The following is a 5,861-nucleotide window of genomic DNA, read 5'->3' on the forward strand; positions in this document are numbered from 1 at the left end:
GATTTAGCTGGATGTGGGAGCTTAAGAGAATGTTCTACGGCTAAAGATTGGATTGATACAATTAACTTACTTGAAAGTGAAAAAACTTGTCCATCAGATAAGGTAACTTCTAATTTATATATAGCTGTAAGATTAACAGATAATAAAATTGTTGGAATCATTGATTTAAGACATCATATTAATCACCCGGTACTAAGTTTATGGGGTGGTCATATAGGTTATTCTGTTCGTCCGAGCGAAAGGAAAAAAGGATATGCGACAGAGATGCTTAAACAAAATCTTGTAAATTGTAAATCATATGGACTTGATAAAGTTCTTATAACTTGTAATCATGACAATATAGGTAGTGAAAAAGTTATAATTGCTAATGGGGGAGTATTTGAGAAAAATGTAGAAGTAGATGGAAATATTATAAAACGTTATTGGATAAAACTATAAAATAGGAGAAATTTAAATGGAAAATCATATTATGACTTTAAATAATGATTGTTTTATATTAATAAAAAATGGAACTAAGACGATAGAGATGAGATTATATGATGAAAAGAGAAAGACAGTATTAAAGGGAGATTATATTACTTTTATTAATAATGATGATTGTAAAAATCAGTTAAAAGTTAAAGTTCTAGAAATATATAAATATAAGAATTTTAATGATCTATATGAACAATTTAATAAAATTAAACTTGGATATAGTTATGATGATTTTGCAACTCCTGATGATATGGAACAATATTATTCTAAGGAAGATATAAAAAGTTATGGGGTAGTTGGTATTGAGATAAAAGTTGTTAATGAGTGAACATATGTTTAAATAAGTGCATTAAGTATTTAAAAGTATACATACAAGTAAATAAAAACTGTTCATGAAATTGCAGTAAAATTTTCATGAACAGTTTTTTATTTTAAGTAAAATTAATGTATATATTTTATAAAGACTCAGCAAGTTTTATTATTCTTTTTAATCCTTCTGTAAAAGAAGACTCACTACAAGCATAAGAAATTCTTATATAATTATCCATTCCAAATGCTATTCCTGGAACAGCAGCAACTTCATACTCAGCTAATAGCTTATTACAAAATTCTATAGAGAAACTATCCGTATAGTTTAAATTATTTTTTACCATAGATAAATCTATAAATGTATAAAAAGCTCCATCTGGAGTTACATAATTTAATTTGTTGCATTGATTTAATATATCAACCACTTTATTTCTTCTTGAACGATATATATCAACCATGTCACTAATAGAATGAGAACAATCCTTTAAAGCTCCGTAAGCTATATATTGACTAGTTAGAGATGGATGAGATACTAAATGTCCCTGTATTGTTGATATTGCTTTAGCAATTTCTTTGTTGCTTGCAGAATATCCTATTCTTAAACCTGTCATGGCAAATGACTTAGAGAAACCATTTATAGTTATAGTTATATTTTTTAAATCATTACTTAATGATGCTATAGATACAAATTTATCTTTATAACATATTCTTTCGTAAATTTCATCTGCTAGTATGTATATATTATTCTTAATGCATACATCAGCTATTTCTAATAATTCTTCTTTTGAGTAAACTGCTCCAGTAGGATTTGAAGGATTATTTAAAAACAACATTCTAGTCTTTGGAGTAATACTTTTTTCTAAAATATCTTTAGTTAATTTAAATTCGTTTTCTTTATTTGTGTCTATAAAAACTGGATTTGCATTAACTAGCTTTATCATTTCAGGATAGCTAACCCAATAAGGTTTAGGAACTAGAACGTCATCTCCAGGATTTAATATAGCTAATAAAGTATTTGTTATAGCGTTTTTTGCACCACTAGAAACTATTATTTCCTCTGGAGCATAATCACAATCATTTTCTAAATTTAGTTTTTTAGATAATTCATCTCTAAGAATTTTTAATCCAGGAACTAAGTCATAATTAGTTAAGTTTTCATTTAATGAGTTTATTCCATGTTGAATTGCTGCATTAGGAACAGATAAATCTGGTTCTCCTATACTTAAATCAATTATATTTTTTCCTGATGCTTTTAAATCACGAACTTTTGAACTTATACCAATTGTATAAGATGGTGTAATGTTATTTAATCTGCTAGATAACATGTTTAATCCTCCTTTTTTACATAGATAAGTATATTATATATTAATTTATAACAACAAATATAAATATATAAGATTTATTGATAAATTTGTCAAAAAATGAGTGAAAAAATTATAAAAAAGTCTAAAAATTTGAACATATTAGAAATACTAATGTTCAAAAAATGTAGATAGCAATTTCAATGCTTAGAGGTGATTTGACGATTATGTACAATTTTGGTAAGCTTATTGTAGTAAAGTAATGACTTAAAGATTTTCCCTTTGACTTTGTTAAAGGGGATTTTTTTCATCCAAGCATACTATATATAGTATGCTTAATATTTGCGGATACTATATATTGTGATGAGGGGGAATTTATTGTGATTCAAGCAGTAAAGAAAAGAGATGGAAGAGTTATACCTTTTAACTCAGATAGAATAACGAGAGCTATATTCTTAGCTGCGAGTAAAGTTGCTCAAAGAGAAGGTAGTGTAGCGGATTATAATGTAGCCGAATTATTAACTCAAGATGTAATTAAGCTATTAAATATAAAGTTTGCAACAAATACTCCTGGAGTAGAAGATATACAAGATGCTGTAGTTAAAGTTCTTATAGAAAAAGGACATGCTAAAACTAGTGAAGAATACATAATTTATAGAACTGAAAGAAACAGAATAAGAAACTCTAAATCTAGACTAATGAAGTCTATAGGAGAAATAACTTTTGCTGATGCAGATGATGCTGATATAAAAAGAGAAAATGCAAATATAGATGGAAATACTGCAATGGGAACTATGCTTCAGTATGGAAGTACAGTATCTAAAGAGTTTTGCAAAACTTACATGTTAAAACCTGAACATGCTTTTGCTCATGATAATGGAGATATACACATACACGATATGGACTTTTTAAATATGGGAACATTAACATGTTGCCAAATAGATTTAATAAAGTTATTTAAAGATGGTTTTTCAACGGGACATGGATTCTTAAGAGAGCCGAATGATATTATAAGTTATGCAGCTTTAGCAGCAATAGCTATACAAAGCAATCAAAATGATCAACATGGAGGACAAAGTATACCATTTTTCGATTATGGTCTAGCTGAAGGTGTATATAAGACATTTAAGAAATTATATATAAATAATATGATTAAAGCTTTAGAGTTATATGAAGGTATAGAAGCTTTAGATGAAATAAGAGATGTCGTATCTTATGTAGAGGAAAATACAGATACTAAGGCTAGTATAAGCTTAGATGAGTCATATATAAATTTAGAAAAAAGAGAATTAATAAATAGATTAAATATAAAAGAGGATGTAGCAGAAAAAGCGCAAAAATTTGCATATAAAGAAGCATATAAAGAAACAGATAGAAGCACATATCAAGCTATGGAAGCTTTTATACACAACTTAAATACTATGCACTCAAGGGCAGGGGCTCAAGTTCCTTTTTCAAGTGTGAATTTTGGAACAGATACATCTGAAGAAGGTAGATTAGTTACTAAGAATTTACTATTATCAGTAGAAAAAGGGCTTGGAAACGGAGAAACAGCTATATTCCCTATATCAATATTTAAAGTAAAAGAAGGAATAAATTTAAATCCTGAAGACCATAACTATGATTTGTTTAAGTTAGCATGTAGAGTTTCTGCAAAGAGATTATTCCCTAACTTTAGTTTTATAGATGCTCCTTTTAATGCTAAGTACTATGTTGAAGGAGATCCTGACACAGAAGCTACATATATGGGATGTAGAACTAGGGTAGTTGGCAATGTGTGTGGAGATGAAGTTGTAAGTGGAAGAGGTAACTTATCATTTACAACAATAAACCTTCCAAGGTTAGGAATAAAACATGGAAGTATAAATGGGCAAAACTTAAATATAGACGAGTTTTACGCAGAGTTAAATGAAAAGATAGATTTAGTAATAGATCAATTACTAGAAAGATTTGAAGTTCAAGGAAATAAAAAGGTTAAAAATTTCCCGTTTTTAATGGGACAAAACGTATGGAAAGGGTCTGATGATTTAGGTCCTAATGATACATTAAAAGAAGTTATAAAACAAGGAACTCTAACAGTAGGATTTATAGGATTAGCAGAATGTTTGATAGCTCTTATAGGAAAACACCATGGAGAAAGTGAAGAAGCTCAAAATCTAGGACTAGATATCATTGGTCATATGAGAGATAAAATGGAAGAAGCTAGTGAAAAATATGGATTAAACTTCTCTTTAATAGCTACTCCAGCAGAAGGGTTATCAGGAAGGTTTACTTCTATAGATAGAAATAAATATGGTGAAATTGAAGGTATAACAGATAAAGAATATTATACAAACTCATTCCATGTACCTGTATATTATAAAATAAGTTCTTTTGATAAGATAAAGATAGAAGCTCCTTATCATGAATTAACTAATGCTGGACATATAACTTATATAGAGCTAGATGGTAGTCCTTCAAACAACCTAGAAGCTTTTGAAACTATAATAAGAGCTATGAAAGAATTGGGTATAGGATATGGAAGTATAAATCATCCATTAGATAGAGATCCATTATGTGGGTACTCAGGTGTTATACCTGGAGATGTTTGCCCTGCTTGTGGCAGAAAAGAATCAGATGGAGAGATTGGATTTGAAAGAATAAGAAGAATAACAGGATATTTAGTAGGAACAGTCGATAGATTTAATAATGCAAAGAAAGCAGAAGTTAGAGATAGAATAAAACATAGTTAATATTTAAATTTAATGCTTTAATGAGGGGGAGTATACATGAAGATAAGATTAGCTTCGCCTATTACTATAGATAGTATAGTAGATGGGCCTGGGCTTAGGGCTGTTTTATGGACACAAGGATGCATACATAATTGTAAAGGGTGTCATAATTCTCAAACTCATGATTTGTTGAGTGGGTTCGAAGTAGATACAAGCACAATATCTAAAGAGATAGAAAAACTAAAATTGCATAGAGGTGTAACTTTATCTGGAGGAGAGCCATTTTTACAAAGTGAAGCTTTATCTGAAGTTGCAAAAACATGCAAAGATAATGACTTAGATGTATGGGTGTATACAGGATATGCATTTGAGGAACTTACAGATAAGAAAAACCCTTCATATTTTAATAATTTAAATTTACTTAGAAATATAGATGTTTTGGTGGATGGAAGGTTTATAGAAGCTAAGAGAGATATAAGTCTTAAGTTTAGAGGATCATCAAATCAAAGAATTATAGATGTTAAGAAAACACTAGAGCTCAAGAAAATATGTTTACATGATGAATATATGAAAGAAGATTTAGGAATAGCAAAGTAATAAATTAAAAAATAAGCATAAATTCTGACTTATGCTTATTTTTTTCGCCTTTTTTTTTTCAAAAGATTTAAAAATATCGAAAAATGAAAATAAATTAAAATATATACATATTTATGGTGGATAATGTGGATAAGTCTTGAGGATGTGAGTGTACATGTACTTTTAAAACTGTAGATAATGTGGATAAAAATGTTGATAACTTGTTGAACACTTTCTTTATTAAAGTGAAATTAAAATATAATTAAAAAAAATAAAAAAAACTGTTGACTCTGTTTTGATTAGATGGTAAAGTATTACTTGTCCTTAAGAAACGGACGAAACACAAAATAAAAAATGAACTTTGAAAATTAAACAGTAGGTTAATTATAAAAATTCTTTTTAAAAGAATTAAACACAAACAACCAAGCCAGATATTCAGATAATGATTAGCTGAGCGATGGACAACTTTTTAAATTATATTTGAGAGTTT

At 28.5% G+C, this 5,861-nt stretch carries 5 protein-coding genes; 4 read left to right on the forward strand and 1 reads right to left on the reverse strand.

Features of this window, described 5'->3' with window-relative positions; genetic code table 11:
* A partial coding sequence (locus ACRDDE_RS01455) for a GNAT family N-acetyltransferase (RefSeq protein WP_438625039.1) occupies window positions 1-438 on the forward strand: 438 nt, incomplete at its 5' end.
* A 16-nt stretch (window positions 439-454) separates the two neighbouring features.
* On the forward strand, window positions 455-802 hold the full coding sequence (locus ACRDDE_RS01460; protein WP_438625040.1) for an ASCH domain-containing protein: 348 nt from the start codon (window positions 455-457) through the stop codon (window positions 800-802).
* 127 nt (window positions 803-929) lie between these two features.
* On the opposite strand, the gene ACRDDE_RS01465 is transcribed toward ACRDDE_RS01460, so the two are convergent.
* Window positions 930-2,108 (reverse strand): pyridoxal phosphate-dependent aminotransferase, encoded by a 1,179-nt coding sequence (locus tag ACRDDE_RS01465; RefSeq protein WP_438625042.1) that lies wholly within the window; start codon window positions 2,106-2,108, stop codon window positions 930-932.
* A 356-nt stretch (window positions 2,109-2,464) separates the two neighbouring features.
* Between ACRDDE_RS01465 and ACRDDE_RS01470 the strand changes: the two genes are divergently transcribed.
* Entirely contained in the window at window positions 2,465-4,816 is a 2,352-nt protein-coding gene (locus tag ACRDDE_RS01470) for an anaerobic ribonucleoside triphosphate reductase (protein ID WP_438625044.1), read from the forward strand.
* A gap of 36 nt (window positions 4,817-4,852) precedes the next feature.
* On the forward strand, window positions 4,853-5,392 hold the full coding sequence (nrdG, locus tag ACRDDE_RS01475; RefSeq protein ID WP_438625045.1) for an anaerobic ribonucleoside-triphosphate reductase activating protein: 540 nt from the start codon (window positions 4,853-4,855) through the stop codon (window positions 5,390-5,392).
* The last annotated feature ends 469 nt before the right edge of the window (window positions 5,393-5,861 follow it).

The sequence above is a fragment of the Paraclostridium sp. genome (assembly GCF_051656405.1).
Classification (GTDB): Bacteria; Bacillota; Clostridia; order Peptostreptococcales; family Peptostreptococcaceae; genus Paraclostridium.